The following is a 24,783-nucleotide window of genomic DNA, read 5'->3' as shown; positions in this document are numbered from 1 at the left end:
TGTCCGACCCACCCATGCCTGTCCCGTCGCCGGAGGATCCGTGCCGCCGCTGTATTCGATCGGCAAAGTCACTGTCGGACCAGCGTTGTTGCTGGGCTGGCGACCCAAGGTGGAAGGGCGGGAGAACATCCCCACCACCGGCGGGGTGATCCTGGCCGCGAACCACCTGTCCGTCGCCGACGAGTACTTCCTCGGCGCGGTGCTGCCCCGGCACGTGGCGTTCTGGGCCAAGGCCGAGTACTTCGACGGCACCGGATTCCGTGGGCTGCTGACCAAAGGCCTGGTGACCGGGCTCGGCGCGATCCGGGTGGAACGCGGCGGCGGGCGGGCGGCGCTGAGCGCCTTCGACGGCGCGATCCCGCTGCTGCGGGCCGGCCGGCAGGTGGCCGTCTTCCCGGAGGGCACCCGTTCGCCGGACGGGCGGCTGTACCGGGGCCGGACCGGGGTGGCCCGGCTGGCGCTGGCCGCCGGGGTGCCGGTCGTCCCGGTCGGGTTCGTCGGCACCGCGCAGATCCAGCCGATCGGGTCGCTCTGGCCGAAGCTGAGCCGGGGCACGGTCACGGTCCGGTTCGGCAAGCCGCTCGACTTCACCGGGCGCGGCGATGACCGCTCCGAGATGCGTCGGATCACCGACGAGGTGATGAGCGAGATTCAGCAGCTCACCGGCCAGGAGTACGTGCCCCGGTACGCGCCACCGCGTACCGCCGGTGGGGCGAGGACCAGCGACGGCCAGCCGGGCAACGGTAACGGCGACGCCGCCGGCTGAGCCACTCCCGGGTCACTCCCGGCTGATCGCCTGGGCGCGTAGTTGCCCGGTCAACGTCGCGCTCTCCTCGACCGACCGGCGGGTGAACAGCGCGGTGCCGAGGCTGCCGTGGTCGGCCCAGGCGCAGACCACCACGTCGTCGCCGTCGGAGACGCCGGTTCCGCAGCTCAGGTGGGTGCCCCGGGTGCCGGTCTCGAACATCTCGACGGTATCCATCTGGTACGCGTCGCTGATCCGGCCGACCTCGCTGTCCAGGTCGCTGCCCGGCGTCATCCGAAAACCGGTGATGCCGTAGAGCACCACGAGCTTGCCGTTGCCGTCCCGGTACACACCGGCGAAGGTGTCCTCGGCAAGCAGATGGGCGGTGCGCATCTCACCTTCCAACCGGGCGGCGGTCTCCTGGCTGGAGCCGTCGTCGCTGAGTCGCAGGTCGGCGACCTGCCCGGGGAGCGCGGCGTTCGCCGGGTACTGGTCCCACAGCGGCTTGCCGTAGTAGGCCGGACAGCCGCAGCAACAGGCGACGGTGAGCAGGGTGAACAGCGTCGTCTTCCATGGCCAGCGCCGTCGTCGGCGTTGTTGTCGGCGCTGCCGACGGGCCGCTTTTCCGGTCGGCGCCGGTGGCCCGGTGACCGGTGGCCCGGTGACCGGTGGTCGGGTCACCGGGAGCCGGCTCGGGTTCGGCGGGTGCGGACCGGCGACCGGTGGTGGCGTGTCCGGGGGCGAGGTGGGCGCGGGTGGGGCCACCGGCGGGGGGAAGGCCGCCGGTTCCGGCGTCGGCGGGTTGGCACCGGGCCATTCGTCGGGCGGGTCGGTCGGTTGACCCGCCGGCCAGGGGTCGGCGGCGGCCCACGGGTCGACCGGGGTGCGGGTCGCTGGATCGTCTTCGGCGTACCCGTCGGGTGGTAGCTGCAGGGTCGGGTCACGGGGTGGTGGCTGATCCGTCCGGGGGGCGTCCCGCTGCCACCAGCGCTGGCGCGGCCGCGGTGGCGGCACCGCTGCCGAGCCCCGCCACGGGGCCGGTGACGTGGCGGGTGACGTGGCCGGGTCGGACCCGCCCGCCCCGGCTGGCTGGTCCGTGGTCGGACCTTCATCCGGTTGCGGCTGCCGCATCGCAGATGCATCTCCTTTCGGACCCGTTCGAGGTTAGTACCGTGCGGCTAGCCCGGCCGCCCCGCCCGCGTACTGTGGGTGGTTGACCCGGTGTCCGGTGCGGTTTGGAGGAGGTTTGATGGGTGTCCCGGCAGGCGCTGCCCCGACGGCGACCGTGGGTGGCCCGACGGCCAGGTCGGTCTGGTCCCGGTTGGAGCCGTTGCTGCCCCAGGTCAGCAAGCCGATCCAGTACGTCGGCGGCGAGCTCGGCGCGGTGGCCAAGGACTGGGAGGCCGCAGCCGTGCGCTGGGCGCTGATGTATCCGGACGCCTACGAGGTCGGCCTGCCGAACCAGGGCGTGCAGATCCTGTACGAGGTGCTCAACGAGCAGCCCGACGTGCTGGCCGAACGGACCTACGCGGTCTGGCCGGACCTGGAACGGCTGATGCGGGCGCACGGCGTGCCGCAGTTCACCGTTGACGCGCACCGGCCGGTCGGCGACTTCGACGTGTTCGGTGTCTCGTTCGCCACCGAGCTGGGCTACACGAACCTGCTGACCGCGATCGACCTGGCCGGGATCCCGTTGTCCGCCGCTGACCGGGACGACTCACACCCGGTGGTGCTGGCCGGTGGGCATGCCGCGTTCAACCCGGAGCCGATCGCCGATTTCATCGACGCGGCGGTGCTCGGCGACGGCGAGGAAGCCGTGCTGGAGATCACCGGCATCGTCCGGCGGTGGAAGGCCGAAGGGTCGCCGGGTGGGCGCGACGAGCTGCTGCTGCGGCTGGCCCGTACGGAGAGCATCTACGTACCGCGCTTCTACGACGTGGACTACCTGCCGGACGGCCGGATCCAGCGGGTGGTGCCGAACCGGGCTGACGTGCCGTTCCGGGTGCACAAGCGCACCACCATGGACCTGGACGCTTGGCCGTACCCGAAGAAGCCGATCGTCCCGCTGGCCGAGACGGTCCACGAACGCTACGCGGTAGAGATCTTCCGCGGCTGTACGCGCGGTTGCCGGTTCTGCCAGGCGGGCATGATCACGCGTCCGGTGCGGGAGCGGTCCATCACCACGGTCGGGCAGATGGTCGCCGACGGCCTGGAGTACTCCGGCTTCCACGAGGTCGGTCTGTTGTCGCTGTCCTCGGCCGACCACTCGGAGATCGGCGACATGTGCTCCGGCCTGGCCGAGCAGTACGCCGGCACGAACGTGTCGCTGTCGCTGCCGTCCACCCGGGTTGACGCGTTCAACATCGAGCTGGCGCAGGAGCTGTCCCGCAACGGTCGGCGTACCGGGCTGACGTTCGCCCCGGAGGGCGGCTCGGAGCGGATCCGCCGGGTGATCAACAAGATGGTTTCGGAGGAGGACCTGATCCGGACCGTGGTGACCGCGTACACCAACGGCTGGCGTCAGGTGAAGCTCTACTTCATGTGCGGGCTGCCCACCGAGACCGACGACGACGTGCTGCAGATCGCCCGGCTCGCCCACGAGGTGATCAAGGCGGGTCGGGCGGCGACCGGTTCCAAGGACATCCGGTGCACCGTCTCGATCGGCGGGTTCGTGCCCAAGCCGCACACCCCGTTCCAGTGGGCGTCGATGCAGCACCCGGAGGTGATCGACAACCGGCTGCGGCTGCTCAAGCAGGCCATCAACGCGGACCGGTCGCTCGGTCGGGCGATCGGCTACCGTTACCACGACGGCGAGCCGTCGCTGATCGAAGGGCTGCTGTCGCGCGGTGACCGGCGGGTCGGCGCGGTGATCCGCCGGGTCTGGGAGTCCGGCGGCCGGTTCGACGGCTGGAGCGAGCACTTTTCGTACCAGCGGTGGGTCGACGCGGCCGCCGACACGCTGCCGGCGTACGGGGTCGACCTGGACTGGTACACGGTTCGCGAACGGGACACCACCGAGGTGTTGCCCTGGGACCACCTGGACTCCGGGCTGGACAAGGACTGGCTCTGGCAGGACTGGCAGGACGCGTTGGGCGAGTATGAGCAGGATGACTGCCGGTGGACGCCCTGTTTCGACTGCGGTGTCTGTCCGTCAATGGATACTGAGATCCAGATCGGTCCGACCGGGCAGAAACTGCTGCCGCTGACGCCGGTCAACACCGGCCTGCGGACCCCGGCGGCGGGCTGACTGGCGCGCCGCACCCATCCGGGTGAGGATGACGACGTTCCCTACCCCTTCCGAGGAGCATCACGATCAGCAGGAAGCCACAACCGGCAGGCGGCCAGGCGCCGGTCGTGCAACGGATCCGGATCCGGTACGCCAAGCGCGGCCCGCTGCGGTTCACCTCGCACCGCGACTTCGCCCGGGCGTTCGAACGGGCACTGCGCCGCGGCGGTGTCCCGGTCGCCTTCTCTCAGGGATTCACCCCGCACCCCAAGATCTCCTACGCGAGCGCGGCCCCGACCGGCGTCGCCAGTGAGGCCGAGTATCTGGAGATCGGTCTGCAGCAGCAGGTCGACCCCGACCGGCTGCGGGTGGCGCTCGACGCTGCGCTGTCGCCCGGCCTCGACGTACTGGAGGCGGTTGAGGCGGCCGGCGGTAGCCTGGCCGACCGGATCGACGCGTCGCGATGGCGGATCGAGCTGCCCGAGGTCGATCCGGAGTCGGCCGGCCGGGCGGTGGCGACGTTCACCGCCGCCGAGGAGGTGCTGGTGGAGCGGTTGACCAAGCAGGGCCGGCGGACCTTCGACGCCCGTGCCGCAGTGGTGCGGATCGTGGTCGCCGACCGGTCCGACAACACCGACGGACCGGGTGCCGGTCCGGGCAGCGGCCTACCTTCCGAGGTCAGCTCGGTGCCGTGTGCGATACTCGACCTAGTCGTCCGGCAGGTCACCCCGTCGGTACGACCCGATGACGTCCTCTCCGGCCTGCGCGTCATGGCCGACCTGGAGCCGCCGGTGCCGCCCCGAGTGACCCGGCTAGCTCAGGGAACACTGACCGCGCAGGGGGAGATCGTCGATCCGTTGGAGGCGGATCGAGCTGGGCAGCCATCGGTGAACGCCAGCCGTGTTCCGGCCGGCGCTCAGTAAGCCAGACTTCGGCGGTCTGCCTCCGGGTCTCTCGCCCCACCGGGCCGGAAGCTCAGCGGCGCGTCCGCCGGATCACTTTTTGCGGCAACCCTGCGTGGCAGCGCTCACCCGCGCCCGGGGCGGCCAGAACTGGAGAACGTCCAATGCTCGAAAACGAGCCAGAGGGCGGGGACCGGACCGGTACCGAACCGGCCGGCGCTCCCGCTGATGTGACCCGATCCACAACCGCCCGCACGACGCGGCGGCGGACCAGCAAGGCCGCGGCGGGGGTCGCCGGCGGCGACGCGGCCACGACCGGTGGTTCGGCTGGTCCGGCACCAGCCACCGGCGAACCGGCTGCGGTGTCCCGGACCCGCCGTCGCCGTTCGACGGCAGCGGACAAGGCCGGTACGGATACCACCGGTACTGATACCGCTGACGCGGGTGGCCCGGACGACACCGCCGGCCCGTCGGCCGACTCCACTGCTGAGCCGGCGATCAAGAAGACCACTCGGACCCGGCGGAAGAAGGCGGCCGAGCCGGCAGTCGTGGTGCCGGTCGAGGAGAGCGAACCCGCCCCGGGAGCAGCCGCTGCCCAACTGGCCACATCGTCGCCGGTCGGTCCTGCGACGCCGGCCACCGAGACACCACCGGCCGCCGAGCCGGTGCCGACCCGAGCAGCCGGCCGGTCGGCGAAGTCCGAGTCGGCGGCGATGCCCGGCCCGGCCGCCGCCGACTCCGACGCGGAGCCGGGTGCCGCCGTGGGCCAGGCCGGCCCGGCGACCGACGACGCCGCTGCGGTGTCTGGCGTCGCGCCGTCGTCCCGACGCCGCAGAGCGGCAGCCGGACCACCTGTCGTGCTGTTCATGGCACCCGATCCGCAGAGTCCGCCGGTCGCCACCGACGCTGGTCAGCCGGCGGCAGTGGAGCCCGCTGTCCAGACCATCGACGGTGCCGAGGCGGCCGGCGACGACGAGCCGGTGCGGCGGCGTCGGCGGGGCCGGCGTAGCGCCGACAGCGAGCCGGCGGCCGAGCCGGTCACCGAGGCCGCAGAGGCACCGCAGGAGCAGCCCGCTGAGGTGACCACCGACGCCGACACGGACGACGATGACGACGACACGCCGGCCGGCCGGCGTCGTCGGCGCCGTGGGCGCCGGGGCCGGGGCCGGGGCAAGGGCGGCGCGGAGGAGGGCGACGCCGACACCGGCGACGAGACCGAGGCGTCCGATGACGGTGGGTCGGCCGACGACGCCGATGGCGATGGCGATGGCGACTCCATGACCCGTCGGCGGCGTCGCCGCCGACGCCGTGGCTCCGGCGACGCGGAGTCCGGGGCCGAGGACGGCGTGCCGACCGTCGTCAAGATTCGTGAACCACGCAAAACCGTCGACGAGGTGCAGGGCGTCACCGGGTCGACCCGGTTGGAAGCGAAGCGGCAGCGCCGTCGGGACGGCCGAGAGCAGCGGCGGACCCGTCCGCCGATCCTCAGCGAGTCGGAGTTTCTGGCCCGGCGGGAGGCCGTCGACCGGGACATGGTGGTGCGTCAGCGCGGTGACCGGACCCAGATCGCCGTGCTGGAGGACGGCGTCCTGGTCGAGCACTACGTCACCCGGGCCTCGTCGGGCACCATGGCTGGCAACGTCTACCTCGGCAAGGTGCAGAACGTGCTGCCGAGCATGGAGGCAGCCTTCGTCGACGTGGGTCGTGGCCGCAACGCGGTGCTGTACGCCGGTGAGGTCAACTGGGACGCCACCGGCCTGGAAGGTCGGTCCCGGTCCATCGAGCAGGCGCTGCGTTCCGGTGACTCGGTGCTCGTGCAGGTCACCAAGGATCCGATCGGGCACAAGGGCGCTCGGCTCACCAGTCACGTTGCGCTCTCCGGCCGGCATCTGGTGTACGTACCGAACGGGAACGCCTCCGGGATCAGCCGCAAACTGCCGGACACCGAGCGCAAGAGGCTACGGGACATCCTCAAGAAGTTGGTGCCCGACGGTGCCGGTGTGATCGTGCGGACCGCAGCTGAGGGTGCCAGCGAGGACGAGCTGTCCCGCGACGTCAAACGACTGCAGGCACAGTGGGAGGACATCCAGGCCAAGGCGGGTTCCGGTGGCGCGCCGACGCTGCTCTACGAGGAGCCGGACCTGGTCATCCGGGTCGTTCGGGACCTGTTCAACGAAGACTTCCGCGAACTGGTCGTTCAGGGCGACACCGCGTACGAGATGGTGGAGTCCTACCTCGCCCACGTCTCGCCGGACCTGCTGGCCCGGCTGCGCCGGCACGCCGCGGTGGCGGACGTGTTCGCCGAGCGGCGCATCGACGAGCAGATCCTCAAGGGCCTGGACCGCAAGGTGTTCCTGCCCTCCGGTGGTCACCTGGTGATCGACCGGACCGAGGCGATGACCGTCATCGACGTGAACACCGGCAAGTACACCGGCGCCGGCGGAAACCTGGAGGAGACGGTCACCCGCAACAACCTGGAGGCCGCCGAGGAGATCGTCCGCCAGCTGCGGCTGCGCGACATCGGCGGCATCGTGGTGATCGACTTCATCGACATGGTGCTGGAGTCGAACCGGGAGCTGGTGCTGCGCCGGCTGACCGAGTGCCTGGGTCGGGACCGCACCAAGCACCAGGTCACCGAGATCACGTCGCTGGGTCTGGTGCAGATGACCCGTAAGCGGATCGGTGCCGGGCTGCTGGAGGCGTTCAGCGAAACCTGTGACTGCTGCAAGGGCCGCGGGCTGATCATCCACACCGAGCCGGTGCCGGAGAAGCCGCGATCGTCGGGCGGTACCGGGGCCGGGGACCGGGCGAAGACGGTCGCCGCAGCTCCGGCCAGCGGTGGTGGTACGAGCGTTACGGGTGGTGCGGCAACCGGTGGCAGCCGCCGCCGGGGTCGCAAGGCCAACCAACCGGCGGACGAGGCATTCCCGGCGCCTGACGTCACCGATACCCCTGACGTCACCTCTGCACCTGACGTGACGGCTGTGACCGGGGCGGACCAGCCGGATGAGCCGGCAGACGTGGTCGCCGGTGTCGCCGAGGCCGAGGCTGCCCCGACTACCACCGGCGTGATCAGAGTTCCCGTCGCGGCGGCGCAACCGCTGGTCGATCCGACCGCGGAGGACGAGGACGAGACCATGGGCTACGACCTGTCCCGCTACGAGGTGGATCCGGTGGTCGAGACCGGCAACGGCGCGGCACCGGTCCGCTTGGCCGGGGCGGACGATCCCGATCTCGCCGATGACGACGATGACCGGGACGCGTCCGCAGGCGATCACGCCGCCGGCGGTCGGCGACGGGTCCGCCGCAGCAGCGGCACCCGCCGCCGGACTCGTCCCTGACCGGGGTCGATTTGAGGGTAGCCACCGGCATGCCGTACGCTTGCCGGTGGCGCACCCGGTGCGCCAGGTTCCCGCGTGCCCGTGACTGCTCAGTCGCAGACCGCCGCGTCCGTTCCCCACGGCGTAGCCGACGGTCCACCGAGCTGCCACGAACACCATCCGCCAGCGACAAACGACAGGAGTCCGCGTCCGATGTACGCGATCGTCAAGACCGGCGGCAAGCAGTACAAGGTCGCCGAGGGCGACGTGATCGAGGTCGAGAAGATCACCGGTGCCCCCGGTGACGCGGTGACGCTTCCCGCGGTGCTCCTCGTCGATGGCGACGACCTGGTGACCGACGCGACCAAGCTTGCCCAGGTCGCTGTGACCGGCGAGATCGCCGCGCAGACCAAGGGTCCGAAGATCCGGATTCACAAGTTCAAGAACAAGACCGGCTACCACAAGCGCCAGGGTCACCGTCAGCCGCTGACCCAGGTCAAGGTGACCGGCATCTCGAACGGGAAGTAGGCACCAGCCATGGCTCACAAAAAGGGTGCGTCCAGCTCGCGGAACGGCCGTGACTCCCAGGCCAAGCGTCTCGGCGTGAAGCGGTTCGGTGGTCAGGTCGTCAGCGCCGGCGAAATTCTGATCCGTCAGCGCGGCACCAAGTTCCACCCGGGTGACCTGGTCGGCCGGGGTGGCGACGACACGCTGTTCGCGCTGGCTGACGGCTCGGTGCAGTTCGGCACCAAGCGCGGCCGCAAGACGGTCAACATCGTTCCGGCGACGCAGTAGCATCTGCCGTACAGCGCCGCCGCAGGCAGGCGCCCTGGCGTTGCTGGCTGACGCTTGTCGAGCAACCTGACGAGCGGGCTGCGGACCAGAGGTCCCAGCCCGCTTTGTCGTGTCCGCCGGTCCCGCCGGCGGCAATGGAGAGGATAGGGCCGTGACGACCTTCGTCGACCGGGTTGTACTGCATGTGCTGGCGGGGAACGGTGGGCACGGTTGCGTCTCGATCCACCGCGAGAAGTTCAAGCCGTTCGGCGGGCCGGACGGGGGCAACGGTGGGCACGGCGGCAGCGTCACCCTGGTCGTCGACCCTCAGGTGCACACCCTGCTCGACTTCCACTTCCGGCCGCACGCAAAGGCCGAGAACGGCAAGGGCGGGGCCGGTGGCAACCGGGACGGTGCCAAAGGCGCCGACCTGGTGCTCAAGGTGCCGAACGGGACGAGTGTGCAGGGTCTCGACGGCGAGGTGCTGGCCGATCTGGTCGGTGCCGGCACCAGCCTGGAGATCGCCCGGGGCGGCCGGGGTGGCCGGGGCAACGCCGCATTGGCCAGCGCCCGGCGCAAGGCACCCGGCTTCGCCGAGTTGGGTGAGCCGGGCGAGCAGCTTGACGTCGTACTGGAACTCAAGAGCGTCGCCGACGTGGGCCTGGTCGGTTTCCCCTCGGCCGGAAAGTCGTCGCTGATCTCGGTGATCTCGGCGGCCCGGCCGAGGATCGCTGACTACCCCTTCACCACGCTGGTGCCCAACCTCGGGGTGGTCCGGGCCGACGAACACACCTTCACGGTCGCCGACGTACCCGGGCTCATTCCTGGTGCGGCCACCGGCAAGGGCCTCGGTCTGGAGTTCCTGCGGCACATCGAGCGGTGCGCCGTGCTGGCCCACGTGGTGGACACGGCGACTCTGGAACCCGGGCGGGACCCGCTGGCCGACATCGACGCGATCGAGGCGGAGCTGGCCGCCTACGGCGGTCTGGCGGACCGGCCACGGCTGGTGGTGCTCAACAAGATCGACGTACCGGACGGCAGGGCAATGGCCGAGCTGGTCCGGAACGACCTGGTTGCGCGCGGGTTGCGGGCGTTCGAGGTCAGTACGGCGACCCGGGAAGGGCTGCGGGAGCTGACCTACGCCCTGGCGGAACTGGTCGCCGCTGCCCGTGCGGCCGCGCCGGAGCTGGAGCCGACCCGGATCGTGCTGCGGCCGGCGGCCGTCGACGACGCCGGATTCACCGTCGAGCCGGCGGCCGACGGTGCGTACCGGGTTTGGGGATCCCGCCCGGAACGGTGGGTACGGCAGACCAACTTCGACAACGACGAGGCAGTCGGCTTCCTCGCCGATCGGCTGGCCAGGCTGGGCGTGGAGGAGGCGTTGGCCAAGGCGGGCGCCGAGCCGGGCGCGTTGGTGAGGATCGGATCATGGGAGTTCGACTGGCAGCCGAGCCACTTCGCTGACGTCGAGTACGTGCCGAGCTCCCGCGGCACCGATGTCCGGCTGGAGGAGCAGTCGAGCCGGGCCAGCGCCGCGCAGCGGCTGGCGGACCGCAAGGCCCGCCGGCAGCGGCCAGCAGAGGACGACTCGGACGTATCGAGGTAACTGATTGTTACCAAGCGGGTTGGTGGCAGTTGAACGTCGGGTTGTCGGAATCAGGCCTGATCCCGGCCAACTGGACGAAACCTTCGGGAAACGCGCTTTGCCTATCGTGACTGAGTGTTGATCGAGCGCCGTCTGCCTACCGACCCGGAGGTCGCCGCCCTGATCATGACCCAGCAGCGCGAGCTGGCTGAGGCGGAGCGTGCCGGTCGGCCAGTCGATCCGGTCGGGCACCAGGTACACGACGACGCCCGGTACCTGGTGTGCGTGCTGGACGGGCGGGCGGTCGCCTGCGGCGCCGTCCAGGCGTTGGACGCGCAGACCGCCGAGATCAAACGGATGTACGTACGGCCGGCCTACCGGGGTCGGGGTATCGCGCGGCACCTGCTGACCGCGTTGGAAGAGTCGGCGTACGCCGCCGGCCACACCATCTTCCGGCTGGAGACCGGCAGCTACCTGCCGGTGGCCATGCACCTGTACGCCTCGGCGGGCTACGCCCGGATCCCGGTCTACGGCGAGTACGTCGGTAATCCGTACAGCGTCTGCTTTGAGAAACGGGTTCCGGTCGCCGCGGCCTGACTGTCCTGGCTCATGGTGCCCGGCGACGCGGGCGGGGTGGCCGAACCCGGGCGAATGGTGGACGATGTCGGGTCATGAGCGATTCGCCGGTTCTGGACAGTCCCGAGGCTATCGATGCTCATCTCGCCGCCGCTATCGAGCGGTGGGAGCGGGGGCGGCGCGGGGTGCGGTTCGTTCTCTGCGACGAGGAGGACCGTGTACAGGTCCACTGCCCGGTCGACGACCTGCCGGCGCGGCTCGACCCGGACGACTGCGCCCAGGCGGTCGGGATCTTCGCCAACGCGCTCGCGGAGCGGGCGGGTGACGGCTCGATGCTGGTGGTGCTCACCCGGTCCGGATCGAGCGCGGTCAGCGACCCGGACCGGCTCTGGTTCCACACCGCGTACCAGGTGTGCGGTCAGGCCGGCGTGCGGCTGCTCGGCGTACACCTGGTGACGCCGACGGACCAGCGGCGCATCCTGCTCGACGACGCGCTGTAGTCCTGGTCATCCTGCACCTACGGGTGCGCCCCTGGTCCGGCCATGTCAAAGATTAGCGACATCATGTTCCGTCTCCTTTACCTTAGTGATGTCAAGTCGTACGAGGAGAAGGGCACCTGGGCGTTCCTGGTGACCACCCTGGGGATCGTCGCGTACCACCGGGGGTGGTGAAGCGTGGGCAGACCGACCAGGGTGACCAACTCGATCCGGGCCCTGCGCTTTGCCAACGGGGAGATGACCCAGGCCGAGCTGGCCAGACGGCTCGGCGTCACCCGACAGACCGTCATCGCCATCGAGCAGGGGAAGTACTCGCCGTTTGACGGTCCCGCGGCCCGAGGTGGCGATCGGCGTCGCGCGGCTGTCCTACACGGACGCCTGGCACCTGGCCGAGCCGCTGTTCTGCGGGGCGGTCGGGCCGGACCCGGACAGCGAGACCTGTGTCGACGTACTCGAACATCCCGGCTTCCACCGCGCGGCCGGGATCAACGCGTTGAGCTGGGGTGGCGGCGACCCGGGGTAGACCGTGCGTCCCAGGCCGCCGCGACCACCGGGTCACTCCAGGTCGAACTCGCCGTCCTGGGCGCCGGCGACGAACGCGTCCCACTCGGCCTGGGTGAAGACCAGGATCGGCCCGTCCGGCTCGGCCGAGTTGCGCATCCCGATTAGGTCGTCGACGAACGCGATCTCGACCGCGCCCTCGGAGTCGTCACCTTCGGCCCGCTGCCACACCGCACGGGACAGGTCGAAATCGCCCTTGGGGTGCTGCGCCATCGTCGACTCCTTCTGCACGGGAACACACGCGGGATTTGTCAGGCGGTACACGCCCGGTTACCGGCACAGGCTAGCCGCCGCCGGTTGCACGATGTGCGGCAGGATGGTCGGATGCCGAGCCTGACCCGCGCCGAGGCCGTCGAACGCGCCGCGACGATCACCGTCGAGTCGTACACCATCGACCTCGATCTGACCGCCGGTGACACCGAGTTCGGGTCGACCAGTGTGATCGAGTTCCGGGCCACGCCGGGAGCAGCGACCTTCGTCGAGGTCGCTGCGGTGAAGCTGACGCGGGTACGGCTCAACGAGGTCGATCTTGATCCGACGACGCTCGACGACAACCGGTTCCCGCTGACCGGGCTGGCCGGACACAACACGCTGACTGTCGAGTCCCGGATGGCGTACTCGAACTCGGGGCAGGGGCTGCACCGCTTCGTGGACCCCGCCGACGGCGATACGTACCTGTACGCCATGTCGTTCCTGGACGACGCGCCGCGCATCTTCGCCTGCTTCGACCAGCCCGACCTGAAGGCATCGGTACGGCTGCGGGTCACCGCGCCACCGCAGTGGACGGTGGCCGGTAACGGCCAGCCGGTCGGCGCGCCGGTGGACGGCCGGTGGGATTTCGCGCCGACGGCGCCGCTGGCAACGTACTTCGTGACCCTGATCGCCGGGCCGTACCACGCCCGCCACGCCGAGCACGACGGGGTCCCACTGTCGCTGTACTGCCGACGTTCGCTCGCCGCGCACCTGGACGCCGACGCCGAGGAGATCTTCACGATCACCCGGCAGTGCCTGGACCGGTTCCACGAACTGTTCGACGTGCGGTACCCGTTCGGCGGCTACGGCCAGGCGTTCGTGCCCGAGTTCAACGCCGGCGCGATGGAGAACCCGGGCCTGGTGACCTTCCGCGACGACCACATCTTCCGGTCGGCGGTCACCGACAGCGAACGCGAGCGGCGGGCCACCACGATCGCCCACGAGATGGCCCACATGTGGTTCGGCGACCTGGTGACCATGCGGTGGTGGGACGACCTGTGGCTCAACGAATCGTTCGCCGAGTACCTCGGGGTGCGGGTGACCGCCGAGGCGACCCGGTTCACCGACGCCTGGACGACGTTCGGCATTCGCTACAAATCCTGGGGGTACGCAGCGGACCAGCGTCCGTCGACCCATCCGGTGGCGCCGGAGGAGGTCGCGGACGCCGAGCGGGCGTTGCTCAACTTCGACGGCATCTCGTACGCCAAGGGCGCGTCGGTGCTGCGCCAGTTGGTGGCCTGGCTGGGCGACGAACCGTTCCTGGCCGGGCTGCGGGCACATTTCGCCGCCCACCGGTTCGACAACGCTACGCTGGCCGACCTGCTCGACGCGTTGACCAAGGCGAGTGGCCGCGACCTGTCCGGCTGGGCGACGCGGTGGCTGCGGCAGGCGCAGGTGAACACGATCCGGGCCGAGACGATCGTCGACGAGACCGGCCGCTACCGGGAGGTCGCCCTGGTGCAGACCGCGCCGCAGCCCTATCCGGTGCTGCGTCCGCACCGGATCGGACTGGGGTTGTTCGATGCCGAGGCGACCGGGGACCGGCGGAGATCGGTGCGGCGGCGCCGGCTGGCGGTGGACCTGGCCCCGGACGTCGACGGCGGACGTACCCTGGTGCCGGCGTTGGTCGGTGAGCCGGCGGCCGACCTACTGCTGGTCAACGACGGTGACCTCACGTACGCCAAGGTGCGGCTCGACCCGGCCTCGTCGGCCGCGCTGCCGGCGATGCTGCCCGGAATGACCGATCCGTTGGCCCGTGCTGTGTCGTGGACGGCGACCCTGGACGCGGTACGTGACGCCCAGCAGCCGGTGGCCGACCTGGCGGCGCTGATCGAGCTGGCCCTGCCGGCCGAGACCGTGGTGGTCGTCGTCGAGGACGTGCTGCGGCTGAGCCGGTCGGTGATCGACCGGTACGCGCACCCGGTGGACCGTCCAGTGCTGCGGTCCCGGCTCGGCACCGCCTGCACCCGGCTGCTGGCCGCAGCCGGGTCCGGCACATCGGTCCAGTTGGCCGCGGCCCGGGGGGCGATCACCGCCAGCGGGGACGTCGACTGGTTGCGGGGGTGGTTGGCGGGGTGGGCGGTGCCCGCCGGGCTGACGGTCGACGCCGACCTGCGTTGGTTGCTGCTCTACCGGCTGGCGGCGTGCGGCGGCGTCGGCACGACCGAGATCGCCGACGAGGCCGGCCGGGACCGCAGCGCGGCCGGTGAGCAGTGGGCCGCGAAGTGCCGTGCGGCGGTGCCGGACCCGGCCGGCAAGGAGCGTGCCTGGCAGGCGATCGTGACCGACACCAGCCTGTCCAACCGTCTCGTCGAGGCGTACGCCGAAGGGTTCTGGCAGCCGGAACAGACCGAGCTGACGGCGCCGTACGTGGACCGGTACTTCGCCGATCTGCCGGCGGCGACCCGGCGCCGCGCGGCGTGGCTCGCCGACCGGGTGGCGGAGACGGCCTTCCCGCAGTTCGCGGTGAGCGAGCGGACCCGGGCGGCGGCAACCGCGATGCTCGCCCGCGACGATCTGACCGCCGGGCTACGTCGGGTGGTCACCGACGCCACCGATGAACTGGACCGGGCGTTGGCCGCTCGACGTCGGTACGCGTCCAGAGCCGGTGCCGGTGCCGGACCGGCGTAGGCGGTGATCGCCGGAGGCGCAAAGCGGGAGCAGGCCCCCGAAAGTGTTGCCTACGCCACGCGACAGCCCGGCTGGGTAGATCATCGGCATACGATTCGTCGATGGACGATGGCATCCGTCGGGTCGGCATTATGGGCGGCACCTTCGATCCGATCCACCAGGGTCACCTGGTCGCGGCGAGCGAGGTGGCCGAGCGCTTCGCGCTCGACGAGGTGGTCTTCGTGCCGACCGGGGATCCGTGGGAGAAGGCTGGGCTGACGGTCACCCCGGCTGAGGACCGGTACCTGATGACCGTGATCGCGACCGCGTCGAACCCGACGTTCCAGGTGAGTCGGGCGGACATCGACCGGCTTGGCCCGACCTACACCGTCGACACGCTGCGCGACCTGCACTCGGTGTACGGGCCGAAGACGCAGCTGTTCTTCATCACCGGCGCGGATGCCCTGGAGAAGATCCTGTCCTGGAAGGACACGGACGCGATGTTCGAGTTGGCCCACTTCATCGGGGTGACCCGGCCGGGGTTCGAGTTGTCCGACGCGCACCTGCCGGCCGACACGGTGTCCCTGGTCGAGGTGCCGGCGATGGCGATCTCGTCAACCGAGTGCCGGGCGCGGGTGGCTGCCGGCAAGCCGCTGTGGTACCTCGTGCCGGACGGGGTGGTGCAGTACATCGCCAAACGTCGGCTGTACGAGACGGAATCTTCGGGTGAATGACCCCCTGCTGTCACAATATAGGTAATATATCCGTATTTTCTGGCTGGGCGAGTGTGAGAGGCTAGAGCAGCGAAGCTGTCTAGCTGAAGGAGTGTTGTCGAGGTGATCCGATGAGCGCCTCAGAGCGCGCGCGGGAGATGGCCCTGACGGCCGCCCAGGCCGCCGCCGACAAGAAGGCGCAGGACATCGTCGTCATCGACGTGGCCGACCGAATGGCGATCACCGACGCCTTCGTGCTCGCCTCCGCGCCCAACGAGCGCCAGGTGCTGGCGGTCGTCGACGCCATCGAGGAGAGCCTGGTCCGGCTGCCGGAGAAGGCCAAGCCGATCCGGCGTGAAGGCGACCGTGCCGGCCGGTGGGTGCTGCTCGACTTCAACGACATCGTGGTGCACGTCCAGCACACCGAGGAGCGCGAGTTCTACGCCCTCGACCGGCTCTGGAAGGACTGTCCGGTCATCCCGTTCGTCGACCGTGACCTGGTCGAGGCCGAAGCCGGGGCCACCGAGTGACCCGGTTGATCGTCTGGCGGCACGGCAACACCGACTGGAACGCCGCCGACCGGGTGCAGGGCCAGACCGACACCGCCCTCAACGACCTCGGCCGGGCCCAGGCCACCGCCGCCGCGCCGCTGATCGCGGCGCTACGACCGGACGCGATCGTCGCCAGCGATCTCCAGCGGGCAGCCGACACCGCGGCGGCCCTGGCGGCACTCACCGGCCTTCCGGTCCGTTCCGACCCCCGGCTGCGGGAGCGGCAGTACGGGCTCTGGCAAGGGCTCACCATGCCGACCATCGCGGAACGGTTCCCCGCCGAGCACGCCCGCTGGCGGGCCGGCGATCCGTCGCCCGGCTGCGCTGTGGAGAGCCTCGACGACCTTGGCAAACGGGTCGGGGAGGCGTTGCAGGACGCGGCTGACGCGATGCCAGGCGGGACTGTGGTGATCGCCACCCACGGCGGGGCGGCCCGGCAGGGCTGTGGCCATCTGCTCGGCTGGGGGGTGCCGGTGCTGCGTACCGTCGCGCCGCTGCAGAACTGCCACTGGACCGAGCTACGGTACGACGAGTCGCGGGGCTGGCAACTGCGGGCACACAACGTCGGGGTGAGCAGCACCCGGGACATTCCCGCCCCGGTCTGACCCGGCAGCCGGTCCGACCTGATCGCCGGCTTGATCCGGCAGCCGGTCCGACCCCACAGGTCGCCTGGTCCGGCACGATTGCCGATGATCAGCTAGCGTGCCGGCATGTCCGTCGCGGTCGTGACCGACTCCACCGCCTACCTGCCGGCCGATCTGGCGCAGCGGCACCACCTCACGGTGGTGCCGCTGACCGTGCTGGTCGACGGCATCGAACGTCGGGAAGGCCTCGATCTGACCCCGACCGAGGTGGCCCACGCGTTGACCACGCGGCGCTCGACGGTCAGCACCTCGCGACCCGCGCCCGAGCAGTTCGCCGGGACGTACCGGCGACTGCTGCGCACCGGTAGCTCCGGGGTCGTGTCGGTGCACCTGTCGGCCGGGCTGTCCGGCACGGTCGCGGCCGCCGAACTGGCCGCCCGGCAGACCGGCCCGGACCGGGTCGCGGTGGTGGACAGCGGCTCGACCGGCATGGGGCTGGGCTTCCCGGCGCTCGCCGCGGCGACGGTGGCGGCTACCGGGGGTGACCTGGCCGAGGTCAGCGCCGCCGCGACCGCTGCAGCGGCCCGCACCCGAACGTTTTTCTACGTCGACACGTTGGAGCATCTGCGGCGCGGTGGTCGGATCACGGCAGCATCCGCGCTGCTCGGTACGGCGCTGGCGGTCAAGCCGATCCTGCACGTGCCGGACGGGCACATCGTGCTGCGCGACAAGGTACGTACCGCCGCCCGTGCCCTGGCCAAGCTGGTCGACCTCGCCTGTCTCGCGGCCGGCGACGCCTCGCGGGTCGACGTCGCCGTGCACCACCTCGACGATCCGGACCGGGCCGCCGCCCTGTGTGCCGAACTGACCTCCCGGCTGGGCGACCGGCTCCAGGACGTTCACGTGACGCAGATCGGGGCGGTGGTGACCGCACACGCCGGCCCCGGTCTGCTCTCGGTCGTGGTGCACCGGCGGGCGGGCTCCCTGACCGCCGGCCCATAGCAAGATCCGGGTCTGGTACGGGGCACTGTCCACAACACGCCGGTCGTCCACAGCCCTGCCCGCAGTCCGGTCCACCGTCCTGGCCGGCGGCCTAGCTTCTGCACGTGATCGACGACGACACCGTCCAGCGTCGGCTGGCCCGGCTGACCCGCGCCGACGGCGGCCTACTGACCCGCGCCGACGGCGACCTACGGGTGCTGGTAGACCCCGTCCGTTCGTCCGTCCGCGACCTCGATGACCCGGCCGGATCGGGCGACCCGATCGATGGCGATGACCCGGCCTTCTCTGGGGCGACCGCCCGGCTGCCCGCCTTCGACCCTGGCCGGCGGGGGGTGCGGGCGCTCGCCGCCGTGGCTGTCGTGGTGGTAGCCGGCGCCGCGCTGCTCGCCTGGCGGGCACGACCCCAGGTCGAGCCGGTGCCGTCCGCCGACGGCGCCTCGGCCCAGGGCGCCCCGGTGTCGGCCGTCGCCGCCGGCCCGAGTCCTGAGGGCCGCCCCGCTGCGGCAGGACCTGGGACGACCGGCACCGGCGGGCCGACACAGCTGATCGTCGCGGTGACCGGCCGGGTCCACCGGCCAGGCCTGGTGACCCTGCCGGCAGGTGCCCGGGTGGCCGATGCCCTGGAAGCAGCCGGTGGCGCACTGCCCGACACCGACATCGCCTGGCTCAATCTGGCCCGCCCGGTCCAGGACGGCGAGCTCGTCGTGGTCGGGGTCACCCCTCCGCCGGGAGCCGAGACTGGACCTGCCCCGCTCGCCGGCCAGCCGGGCGAGACCGGCAAGGTCGACCTGAACGCCGCCAGCCAGCAGCAGTTGGAGACGCTGCCGGGAGTCGGCCCGGTGCTCGCCCAGCGGATCATCGACCATCGCGAGCGGGTGGGTGGGTTCGCGTCCGTCAACGACCTGCGCAAGGTCAGCGGCATCGGCGACGCGCGGTTCGACCAACTGCGTGAGCTGGTGACAGTGTGAAGGCGTCCGGCGGTGACCGGGTCGGGCCGCCTGATCTGCGGCTGGCCGGGTTCGCGGTGGCCTGCTGGCTGGCAGCCTTCGCCGTGGTGTACGGCACGGCCGTACTGGCGGTGGCACTGGTCAGCGGTGGCGTGACGCTGGTCGGTCTGCTCGGCGTCTACCTGACCAGAGGTACGGGCACCGGCCGCAGCCGCGCTGCCAGGCCGCCCGGCGGTTACGCCGACCTGCCCCGGCTGACCAGGTGGATCCACGCGTACGGCTGGCTGGCCATGGCGGTGGTGCTCGGCGTCGTCTGCGGTGCCGCCGCTGCCGGCGCGCGGGTGGCGGCGCGGGACGCCGGGCCGCTCGCGGCGCTGGTCGACGACCGTGCGGCGGTCGCCGCGGAGCTGGTGATCCGGGACGATCCTCGACGGGTCAGGTCGGCGGTGGCCGGACCGCCGCTGTGGCTGGTACCGGTCCGGCTGGCCAGCCTGTCCGGCTCGCCGGCCGTCGGGTCCGACCACGGCGTCGCCGGCCGGCTGGTCGGTCCGGTGCGGTTGCTCGTCCTCGGCACCAGCAACGCCTGGGACGGGCTGCTGCCCGGGCAGCGGGTGCGGGTCGCCGGCCGGTTGGCGCCACCGCGCGGTGGTGATCTGACCGCAGCAGTGCTGTCCACCGGGGAAGATCCGACGCCGGTCGGGTCCTCGAGCTGGGCGCAGCGGGCGGCCGGTGTCCTGCGGTCGGGCCTGCAGCGCGCCTGCGAGCCGTTGCCAGACCAGCCCGGTGGCCTGTTGCCCGGTCTCGTCGTCGGCGACACCAGCCGGCTGGATCCTGCGGTGGAGCAGGACTTCCGGGCCACCGGGCTGACCCATCTCGTCGCGGTGAGTGGGTCCAACGTCGCGGTCGTCGTCGGGTTCGTCCTGCTCGGGATGCGCTGGTGTCGGGCTGGTCCCGGCCTGACAGCGGTCGCGTGCGCCGTGGCGCTGGTCGGCTTCGTGATCCTGGCCCGTCCCTCGCCCAGCGTGGTACGGGCCGGGGTGATGGGTGCGGTCGGGCTGCTCGCGCTGGCGACCGGACGTCGGCGGGCGGCGTTGCCGGCGCTCGGTGCGACCGTGGCCGTCCTGGTCGTGGTCGATCCGGAGCTGGCCTCGGACGCGGGTTTCGCCCTGTCCGTACTGGCGACCGGTGGTCTGCTGCTGTTCGCACCCGGCTGGCGGGACGCGATGGTGGCCCGTGGTGTACCCGCTCCGCTGGCGGACGCGTTGGCGATCCCGGCGGCGGCGCAGCTGGCCTGCACCCCGGTCGTCGCCGGCCTATCCGGACTGATCAGCCTGGTCGCGGTCCCCGCCAACCTGCTCGTGGTGCCGGCGATCGCCCCGGCGACGGTGCTCGGGGTGGCGACAGCCGTCGTCTCACCGGTCTGGCCGGGCGGTGCCGAACTGCTCGCCTGGCTCGGTCACTGGCCGGCCTGGTGGCTGGTGACGGTGGCCCGGTACGGGGCGCGGGTTCCCGCGGGTTCGCTGCCGTGGCCGGACGGGGCGTTCGGTGCGCTCTCTCTTGCCGCGTTGACGGTCGTCGTGCTGCTCCTGGCCCGTCACGGGTTCACTCGTCGAGTGCTGGCGGTCATAGCGGTCGGAGCCGTGGTCGGGGCCCTGCCGGTGCGGCTCGCCGCGTCGGGCTGGCCACCGGATGGCTGGGTGGTCGCGGTCTGTGCGGTGGGTCAGGGGGACGTGGTGGTGCTACCCGCCGGTGCCCGGTCCGCTGTGGTCGTCGACGCCGGACCGGACCCGGCTGCTGCCGACCGGTGCCTGCGCCGTCTCGGCATCAGCCGGGTGCCGCTGTTGGTGATCAGTCATTTCCACGCCGACCATGTCGCTGGCGTCGATGGTGTCCTGCGGCACCGTCTGGTCTCGGCGGTGGCGACCACCGGGTGGCCGGAGCCGGCTGCCGGCCGGGACGCGGTGCAGTTGGCGGCGGCGGCCCGAGGCGTCGCGGTCGGACCGGTTCCGCCCGGCTGGAGTTACCGTCGTGACCAGGTCGAGTTGATGGTGCTCGGTCCGACCGAGCCGTTCATCGGGACCAGGTCCGATCCGAACAACAACTCGCTGATGCTGCTGGCTGTCGTGGACGGAGTACGGATCCTGCTGACCGGTGACGCCGAGCACGCCGCGCAGGAAGCGTTGCTGGACCGGTTCGGGGCGGCCGGACTGCGGGCGGACGTGCTCAAGGTCGCCCACCACGGGTCGGCCTTCCAGGACGTCGGCTTCCTGGACGCGGTGGCTCCTGCGGTCGCGGTGGTGCCGGTCGGTGCCGACAACCGCTACGGGCATCCGGATCCCGGAGTGCTCGCCCGGCTGTCGGCACGGGGAGCGCGGGTGCTGCGCACCGATGTCGACGGTGATCTCGCGGTGGTACGGCGTGCCGGCGGGCTCGCGGTCTCCCACCAGAGAGCTGACATCAACTCCCGTACCGGCTGATCCGGGTGGGACGGAAGACCGCAGTCAACTGCGGTGTTCCGGTGCTGTTCGTGACAGCTCGCTGGCAAATGTCCCTATTATCGGAGCGTGATCGAACAACTACTCTGCGAGAAATTGGGGGTTGATCTCGGTGGTACGACCCGTGCGACTATGGCGGGCGTGAAAATTGCCGCCCCGCCCGCCGTGGTACTCGTGCTCGGGGACGAGGAACTTCTGGTCACTCGGGCTGTGACGGAAGCCGTCCAGGCTGCCCGGGCCACCGATCCCGACGCCGACGTACGGGAGTACGAGGCGGGCGCGGTCAGTGCCGGCGAGGTCGCCGAGATGCTCAGCCCGTCCCTGTTCGGCGGTCGGCGACTGCTCGTGCTGCGCAGTGGCCAGGACGCCCGCAAGGACCTGACCGCCGCGTTGCTCGGGTACGCGAAGCAACCCGATCCGGACGTGACGCTGCTGGTCACCCACGCGGGCGGCGCCAAAGGGAAGGCCTTCGCCGACGGGCTGCGGTCGGCCGGGGCGACCGTGGTGCCGGCGGCCAAGCTCAAGGGGCACCGGGAACGGGTCGCCTTCGTCCGAGACGAGTTCCGCCGCGCCGGCGGCCGGTGCACCGACGACGCCGCCGAGACACTACTCGCCGCCGTCGGCAACGACCTGCGAGAGCTGTCCGCGGCCTGCGCCCAACTGCTGGCGGACACGGGCGGCAGGGTCGACGCGGCGACCGTGGCCCGGTACTACCGGGGTCGCGCCGAAGTGAGTGGATTCACCGTGGCGGACGCGGCGATCATCGGCGACGTGTCGGGAGCCCTGGAAGCACTGCGGTGGGCCCTGCACGTCGGAGTCGATCCGGTGCCGATCGCCGACGCGATCGCCGACGGCATCCGTACCGTGGCCCGGGTCGCGTCCGCCGGTCGGGGGAGCCCGTACCAGTTGGCGAGCAGTCTCGGCATGCCCGCGTGGAAGATCGAGCGTGCGCAACGGCAGAGCCGGGGCTGGAGCGCGGAAGGCCTGGTTGATGCCATGCACGCGGCGGCGCGGTGCAACGCCGATGTCAAGGGCGGGTCGGACGACCGGGACTACGCACTGGAGCGGGCCGTTGTCGCGGTCGCGCAGGCCCGGCGCAGCGGTGGTGATCAGCGGTGAGCGGCCGCGACCATCGGGATCCGCGTGACCATTTGGACCCGGCCGACGAGCAGGACGCCATCGAGGACGAGTTCCAACCGGTCTACGCCCGGGCGCTACGGCTCCGGTACCTGCAGCCCAGCGGGCTGACCTGTCTGGCCTTCTTCGAGGGCAGCTTCGTGCTGGGTGGGCTGCTCGCCCTGGCGGAACTCATTCCCTGGTGGGGCATGCTGGTCCTGCCGGTCGCGGTGGCCGTCATGGTAAAGATCAACGATTTGGTCGCCGGTGCGGTCGAGCGGTCGGCGGAGCTGGTCCCCGAGCGGGAACAGGAGATATTCCGTCGTGAGGTGGTCTTGGCGGCCGGGCAGCCCGTACGGTCGGTGACCGGTACCCGGACCGGATCGGCGTTTCCGGCTGGCGGCACCGGCCCCGGTATCCAGACCGGCCCCGGTATCCGGATCAGGCGGATCGGCGGCGCCCACGTCGAGGCGACAGCCGCGACGGCTACTGCGTCAGCGGCGACCTGTGCGGCCCTCGCGGCTCCGACGGTCTTCCTGCAGACCGTCGGAGCCAACTCCGCTACCGCTGCTGCGCTTGCCGCGCCGACGGTGCTGCTGAACGTGCTTCACACCGGTCAGCTCAGCGATCACCAACCACCGGCACCCGAGTGACGTGAACCAGTTGGGTCGGGACCGACGCAGCTCAGCTGGGTTGGGCCCGGCTGGTGGCAATGGTCACCCAACACGGACCAGCCGACCTCGCGAGGTCGGCTGGCCGGTGGGAGCGGGTTCGTCAGGAGCCGATCGACTGCAGGCGCTTGGCGATCGCGGACTTGCGGTTCGCCGCCTGGTTCTTGTGGATCACGCCCTTGCTGACGGCCTTGTCGAGCTTGCGGCTGGCTTCCCGCATCAGCGCGGCAGCCTGCTCGGTGTCGCCGTTCGCGTTGGCCTCGTTGAACTTACGGACGGCGGTTTTCAGCGCCGACTTGACCGACTTGTTCCGCAGCCGACGCTTCTCGTTCTGCCGGTTGCGCTTGATCTGGGACTTGATGTTCGCCACGCGACAGCCTCGCCCTGCTCATCCGAAATCGAAACGACCAAAATGACAATCCGTTTGCGGCGTACGCGTCCGCCCGAGTCATCCCGGTGACCGGGTCCGACGCAGTGGCGGTCCGGACAGGTGCCGGAGTCCGACGGATGGTCGGGCCCGACAACCGGGATGCATGCTGGCGACGCGTGTCGCCACGCGCGAAGGGCAAGGTTACCAGCTCATCGGTGCGCCGGCCAAAACGGGCCGGACCAACCACGCCGGGCGGCCAGCCAGGCCAACGCCGTCTCGCCACTGAACCGCTGGTGGGCGCGGACATGCGGCGAGGCGCCGGTGGGCCCGGCGGACGCCCGGGTCAGCCAGTAGCCGGAGAGCGCCGCCAGCGCAGCGTCCAGCCCGCCGGGCGGCGCGTCGACAGCGGTCGGGTGCCGGGCGAACAGCGCGTCTGCGTCGAGGCCGCTGGCGTACGCGGTGACCAGCAGGCTCGTCGTGTCGAACCAGGCGGGACCGTGACACACCCAGGTCCAGTCGCAGATCCACGCCATCCCGGTCCGGTCGATCAGCAGGTTGTCGAGACGCAGGTCGCCGTGGATGACCGCGTCGTCGGACACCAGGCGGGGCAGGTCCGCCTCCAGCGACGCCAGCTCTGGCAGGTGCCGCCGGAGCAGCCCGTCGCCGTCGGTGTCGGTATCGAACACCGGCATGGCTTCCCGGCCGGCGGCGATCTCCTGCCACCAGGCCAGGTCGGCGCTGGCCAGGTCGGCCAGCCCGGGCAGACCGATGTTGACCAGCCCGGCCGGCGGCCGGCGCAGGGCGCGGGCCGCGCCCGCCCAGCTGGCCAGGGCTGCGTCCAGCTCGGCCGGAGCCCAGGGCAGCGCCGGCATCCGGCCGTCGACAGCGTCGAGACAGAGTACGAAGTAGCCGGCGGTGGTGAGTGTCCACCGCGGTCTGGCCGCCGCCACCTGGGCCGGGAGTTCGGCCGTCAGCGCCGCTTCGCGGGCGTACCAGTCGCTGAGGTGTCGCTGCTCGACCAGCGACGCCGCCTTGACGAACACCCGCTCACCGGCGGAGGTGGTCAGTGTCGCGGCGAAGCCCCGGGTGAAGCCGCCGCCGGCGCTGGTCGCCCAGGTCACCGGGCTGCCGAGCCGACCACAGATCGCCGCGCGTAGGTCGGGTGGGAGGTCCGCCCAGGCGGGTCGGACCGATGTCGCGTCGTACCGGATAGCGGGCAACCGCACTGTAGCCACCCCTCCATCCTGCCGCGCCGCCGCCACGAACCCCGGCAGCGGCACCCGGCC

The 24,783-nt window shown here is 71.3% G+C and carries 23 protein-coding genes and 1 pseudogene; 20 read left to right on the top strand and 4 right to left on the bottom strand.

Going from position 1 to position 24,783, the window contains the following annotated elements:
* Positions 1–40: 40 nt before the first annotated feature.
* The gene (locus O7553_RS18830) at positions 41–766 is read left to right on the top strand and encodes a lysophospholipid acyltransferase family protein (RefSeq protein WP_281551029.1); all 726 of its coding nucleotides are present in this window, start codon (positions 41–43) and stop codon (positions 764–766) included.
* Positions 767–778: 12 nt separating this feature from the next.
* Here the strand turns inward: O7553_RS18830 and O7553_RS18825 are convergent, their stop codons facing one another.
* The gene (locus tag O7553_RS18825) at positions 779–1,876 is read right to left on the bottom strand and encodes a hypothetical protein (RefSeq protein ID WP_281551028.1); all 1,098 of its coding nucleotides are present in this window, start codon (positions 1,874–1,876) and stop codon (positions 779–781) included.
* 118 nt (positions 1,877–1,994) lie between these two features.
* On the opposite strand from O7553_RS18825, the gene O7553_RS18820 reads away from it, so the two are divergent.
* From O7553_RS18820 to O7553_RS18775, 10 genes and pseudogenes are all read left to right on the top strand, one after another.
* Positions 1,995–3,992 (top strand): TIGR03960 family B12-binding radical SAM protein, encoded by a 1,998-nt coding sequence (locus tag O7553_RS18820; protein WP_281551027.1) that lies wholly within the window; start codon positions 1,995–1,997, stop codon positions 3,990–3,992.
* A gap of 107 nt (positions 3,993–4,099) precedes the next feature.
* Positions 4,100–4,894, top strand: a complete 795-nt coding sequence (locus O7553_RS18815; protein ID WP_281551026.1) for a TIGR03936 family radical SAM-associated protein — start codon at positions 4,100–4,102, stop codon at positions 4,892–4,894.
* Between the two features lie 143 nt (positions 4,895–5,037).
* Positions 5,038–8,214 (top strand): Rne/Rng family ribonuclease, encoded by a 3,177-nt coding sequence (locus O7553_RS18810; protein ID WP_281551025.1) that lies wholly within the window; start codon positions 5,038–5,040, stop codon positions 8,212–8,214.
* Positions 8,215–8,406: 192 nt separating this feature from the next.
* A complete protein-coding gene (rplU, locus tag O7553_RS18805) occupies positions 8,407–8,721 on the top strand; it encodes a 50S ribosomal protein L21 (RefSeq protein WP_123602998.1) in 315 nt (104 codons plus the stop codon).
* A 9-nt stretch (positions 8,722–8,730) separates the two neighbouring features.
* Complete coding sequence (gene rpmA / locus O7553_RS18800; RefSeq protein ID WP_123602997.1) at positions 8,731–8,988, top strand: 50S ribosomal protein L27; 258 nt, start codon at positions 8,731–8,733, stop codon at positions 8,986–8,988.
* Between the two features lie 151 nt (positions 8,989–9,139).
* Positions 9,140–10,573, top strand: coding sequence for a GTPase ObgE (gene obgE, locus O7553_RS18795; RefSeq protein ID WP_281551024.1), 1,434 nt, complete (start codon positions 9,140–9,142; stop codon positions 10,571–10,573).
* A 114-nt stretch (positions 10,574–10,687) separates the two neighbouring features.
* On the top strand, positions 10,688–11,149 hold the full coding sequence (locus O7553_RS18790; RefSeq protein WP_281551023.1) for a GNAT family N-acetyltransferase: 462 nt from the start codon (positions 10,688–10,690) through the stop codon (positions 11,147–11,149).
* 74 nt (positions 11,150–11,223) lie between these two features.
* Positions 11,224–11,628 (top strand): hypothetical protein, encoded by a 405-nt coding sequence (locus tag O7553_RS18785; protein ID WP_148083506.1) that lies wholly within the window; start codon positions 11,224–11,226, stop codon positions 11,626–11,628.
* A gap of 174 nt (positions 11,629–11,802) precedes the next feature.
* Positions 11,803–11,943: pseudogene (locus O7553_RS30210) on the top strand (helix-turn-helix domain-containing protein); the annotation flags it as partial.
* Position 11,944: 1 nt separating this feature from the next.
* Positions 11,945–12,148, top strand: a complete 204-nt coding sequence (locus tag O7553_RS18775) for a hypothetical protein (protein ID WP_281555820.1) — start codon at positions 11,945–11,947, stop codon at positions 12,146–12,148.
* A gap of 32 nt (positions 12,149–12,180) precedes the next feature.
* Here the strand turns inward: O7553_RS18775 and O7553_RS18770 are convergent, their stop codons facing one another.
* Positions 12,181–12,399 carry a DUF397 domain-containing protein gene (locus O7553_RS18770; protein WP_281551022.1) on the bottom strand — a complete coding sequence of 73 codons (219 nt, stop codon included), beginning with the start codon at positions 12,397–12,399 and terminating at the stop codon, positions 12,181–12,183.
* Positions 12,400–12,510: 111 nt separating this feature from the next.
* Here O7553_RS18770 and pepN point away from each other — a divergent pair, with 111 nt between their 5' ends.
* The 9 genes from pepN to O7553_RS18725 all read left to right on the top strand — a co-directional run bounded on the left by pepN (position 12,511) and on the right by O7553_RS18725 (position 23,109).
* On the top strand, positions 12,511–15,069 hold the full coding sequence (pepN, locus tag O7553_RS18765; protein ID WP_281551021.1) for an aminopeptidase N: 2,559 nt from the start codon (positions 12,511–12,513) through the stop codon (positions 15,067–15,069).
* A gap of 101 nt (positions 15,070–15,170) precedes the next feature.
* A complete protein-coding gene (nadD, locus tag O7553_RS18760) occupies positions 15,171–15,782 on the top strand; it encodes a nicotinate-nucleotide adenylyltransferase (RefSeq protein WP_281551020.1) in 612 nt (203 codons plus the stop codon).
* 110 nt (positions 15,783–15,892) lie between these two features.
* Positions 15,893–16,291, top strand: coding sequence for a ribosome silencing factor (gene rsfS, locus O7553_RS18755; protein WP_281551019.1), 399 nt, complete (start codon positions 15,893–15,895; stop codon positions 16,289–16,291).
* Complete coding sequence (locus O7553_RS18750) at positions 16,288–16,917, top strand: histidine phosphatase family protein (RefSeq protein WP_281551018.1); 630 nt, start codon at positions 16,288–16,290, stop codon at positions 16,915–16,917. The genes rsfS and O7553_RS18750 overlap by 4 nt, the downstream gene beginning before the upstream one ends.
* Positions 16,918–17,022: 105 nt before the next feature.
* Positions 17,023–17,898, top strand: coding sequence for a DegV family protein (locus tag O7553_RS18745; RefSeq protein ID WP_281551017.1), 876 nt, complete (start codon positions 17,023–17,025; stop codon positions 17,896–17,898).
* Between the two features lie 260 nt (positions 17,899–18,158).
* Positions 18,159–18,866: a ComEA family DNA-binding protein gene (locus O7553_RS18740; protein WP_281555664.1), complete on the top strand. Its 708-nt coding sequence runs from the start codon at positions 18,159–18,161 to the stop codon at positions 18,864–18,866.
* Positions 18,863–21,322, top strand: coding sequence for a ComEC/Rec2 family competence protein (locus O7553_RS18735; protein WP_281551016.1), 2,460 nt, complete (start codon positions 18,863–18,865; stop codon positions 21,320–21,322). The genes O7553_RS18740 and O7553_RS18735 overlap by 4 nt, the downstream gene beginning before the upstream one ends.
* Before the next feature lie 150 nt (positions 21,323–21,472).
* On the top strand, positions 21,473–22,459 hold the full coding sequence (gene holA, locus O7553_RS18730; protein ID WP_281551015.1) for a DNA polymerase III subunit delta: 987 nt from the start codon (positions 21,473–21,475) through the stop codon (positions 22,457–22,459).
* Positions 22,456–23,109, top strand: coding sequence for a hypothetical protein (locus O7553_RS18725; protein WP_281551014.1), 654 nt, complete (start codon positions 22,456–22,458; stop codon positions 23,107–23,109). Before holA ends, O7553_RS18725 begins: the two co-directional genes overlap by 4 nt.
* 121 nt (positions 23,110–23,230) lie before the next feature.
* Here O7553_RS18725 and rpsT read toward each other — a convergent pair whose 3' ends face one another.
* Entirely contained in the window at positions 23,231–23,497 is a 267-nt protein-coding gene (gene rpsT, locus O7553_RS18720; protein ID WP_278170679.1) for a 30S ribosomal protein S20, read from the bottom strand.
* 209 nt (positions 23,498–23,706) lie between these two features.
* Positions 23,707–24,732: a phosphotransferase gene (locus O7553_RS18715; protein WP_281551013.1), complete on the bottom strand. Its 1,026-nt coding sequence runs from the start codon at positions 24,730–24,732 to the stop codon at positions 23,707–23,709.
* Positions 24,733–24,783 lie beyond the last annotated feature (51 nt).

Origin of the sequence: Solwaraspora sp. WMMA2059 (assembly GCF_027497315.1) — a bacterium.
Classification (GTDB): domain Bacteria; phylum Actinomycetota; class Actinomycetes; order Mycobacteriales; family Micromonosporaceae; genus Micromonospora_E.
This window is presented reverse-complemented; position numbering and strand designations above follow the sequence as displayed.

What these genes read in the sequence shown, in the direction of transcription:
- rplU (WP_123602998.1), top strand. Translation starts at nt 8,407, where the DNA reads ATGTACGCGATCGTCAAGACCGGCGGCAAGCAGTACAAGGTCGCCGAG.
- O7553_RS18810 (WP_281551025.1), top strand. Translation starts at nt 5,038, where the DNA reads ATGCTCGAAAACGAGCCAGAGGGCGGGGACCGGACCGGTACCGAACCG.
- holA (WP_281551015.1), top strand. Translation starts at nt 21,473, where the DNA reads ATGGCGGGCGTGAAAATTGCCGCCCCGCCCGCCGTGGTACTCGTGCTC.
- O7553_RS18785 (WP_148083506.1), top strand. Translation starts at nt 11,224, where the DNA reads ATGAGCGATTCGCCGGTTCTGGACAGTCCCGAGGCTATCGATGCTCAT.
- O7553_RS18770 (WP_281551022.1), bottom strand. Translation starts at nt 12,399, where the DNA reads ATGGCGCAGCACCCCAAGGGCGATTTCGACCTGTCCCGTGCGGTGTGG.
- O7553_RS18745 (WP_281551017.1), top strand. Translation starts at nt 17,023, where the DNA reads ATGTCCGTCGCGGTCGTGACCGACTCCACCGCCTACCTGCCGGCCGAT.
- O7553_RS18820 (WP_281551027.1), top strand. Translation starts at nt 1,995, where the DNA reads ATGGGTGTCCCGGCAGGCGCTGCCCCGACGGCGACCGTGGGTGGCCCG.
- pepN (WP_281551021.1), top strand. Translation starts at nt 12,511, where the DNA reads ATGCCGAGCCTGACCCGCGCCGAGGCCGTCGAACGCGCCGCGACGATC.
- O7553_RS18825 (WP_281551028.1), bottom strand. Translation starts at nt 1,876, where the DNA reads ATGCGGCAGCCGCAACCGGATGAAGGTCCGACCACGGACCAGCCAGCC.
- rsfS (WP_281551019.1), top strand. Translation starts at nt 15,893, where the DNA reads ATGAGCGCCTCAGAGCGCGCGCGGGAGATGGCCCTGACGGCCGCCCAG.
- nadD (WP_281551020.1), top strand. Translation starts at nt 15,171, where the DNA reads ATGGACGATGGCATCCGTCGGGTCGGCATTATGGGCGGCACCTTCGAT.
- rpmA (WP_123602997.1), top strand. Translation starts at nt 8,731, where the DNA reads ATGGCTCACAAAAAGGGTGCGTCCAGCTCGCGGAACGGCCGTGACTCC.